The following is a 1095-nucleotide window of genomic DNA, read 5'->3' on the forward strand; positions in this document are numbered from 1 at the left end:
GGCCTGGTTTGGCATGAATTCGACAGACGTTGGCGAACTATCGTAACCCTGACGCCAGCACCCTGCCTACAGTGCCGCCATGACGACGACCACGACGAACACCCGCCTGCCGCTGTCGGCCGAGGAGACGGCCCGACGCAGCGCCGACGTGCGCACCATCAGCCTGATCGGCCTGGCGCACGGCACCTCGCACTTCTTCCACCTGCTGCTGCCACCGCTGTTCCCACATTTCATCCGCGAGTTCGGCCTGAGCTATTCGGAAGTCGGCCTGCTGGTGACGGTGTTCTTCGTCATCTCCGGCGTGGGCCAGGCGCTGTCGGGCTTCCTGGTGGACCGCACCGGCGCGCGGCCCATCCTGTTCGCGGCCATTGGCTGTTTTTTCCTGGCCTCGGTGCTGGCCGGATTTGCCGGCGGCTTTGGCGGGCTGATGGCCGCTGCGGCGCTGGCCGGCCTGGGCAACGCGCCGTTCCATCCGGTGGACTTCACGATCCTGAACAAGCGCGTTTCGTCGGCGAGGTTGGGCCATGCGTTCTCGGTGCACGGCATCAGCGGCAACCTGGGCTGGGCGGTATCGCCGGTGTTCCTGATCGGCCTGACGGAGGCCTTCGGCTCGGTGCGTGCGGCCTATGCCGGCACGGCGTTGCTGGCGCTGGCCGTCATGGCCATCCTGTACCTGAACCGCGATGCGCTGGATGACCGCCAAGGGAGTTGGGGCCATGAGAAGGCTGGTGCGGCCGCGGCGCCGGTCGAGCATCCGATGGCCTTCCTGAAGCTGCCTTCGGTGTGGCTGTGCTTCTCGTTCTTCTTCTTCACGACCGCGGCGTTGGCAGCGATCCAGAGTTTCGCCAGCCCGGCGCTGTCCACGCTGTACGGGCTGCCGCTGGGTGCCACGGCTTTTGTCGTCACCGGCTACATGCTGTGCGGCGCGGCCGGCATGGTGCTGGGCGGTTTCCTGGTCAACCGCTCGGAGCGGCTGGAGCGGCAGATCAGCCTGGCGATGAGCGGCGCGGCCGTGCTGTTGCTGCTGGCCGGCATTGGCTGGCTGCCACCGGTGGCCGCGGCCTGCGCGGCGGCGTTTGCAGGTTTTGGCACCGG

At 67.7% G+C, this 1095-nt stretch carries 1 protein-coding gene; it reads left to right on the forward strand.

Translation table 11 applies throughout. The features are described from left to right. Positions 1-79: 79 nt before the first annotated feature. Positions 80-1095, forward strand: a 1016-nt coding sequence (locus FKP22_RS31300) for an MFS transporter (RefSeq protein WP_141292055.1), incomplete at its 3' end; no start/stop codon positions are given.

Source organism: Ideonella azotifigens (assembly GCF_006519715.1).
Classification (GTDB): domain Bacteria; phylum Pseudomonadota; class Gammaproteobacteria; order Burkholderiales; family Burkholderiaceae_C; genus Ideonella; species Ideonella azotifigens.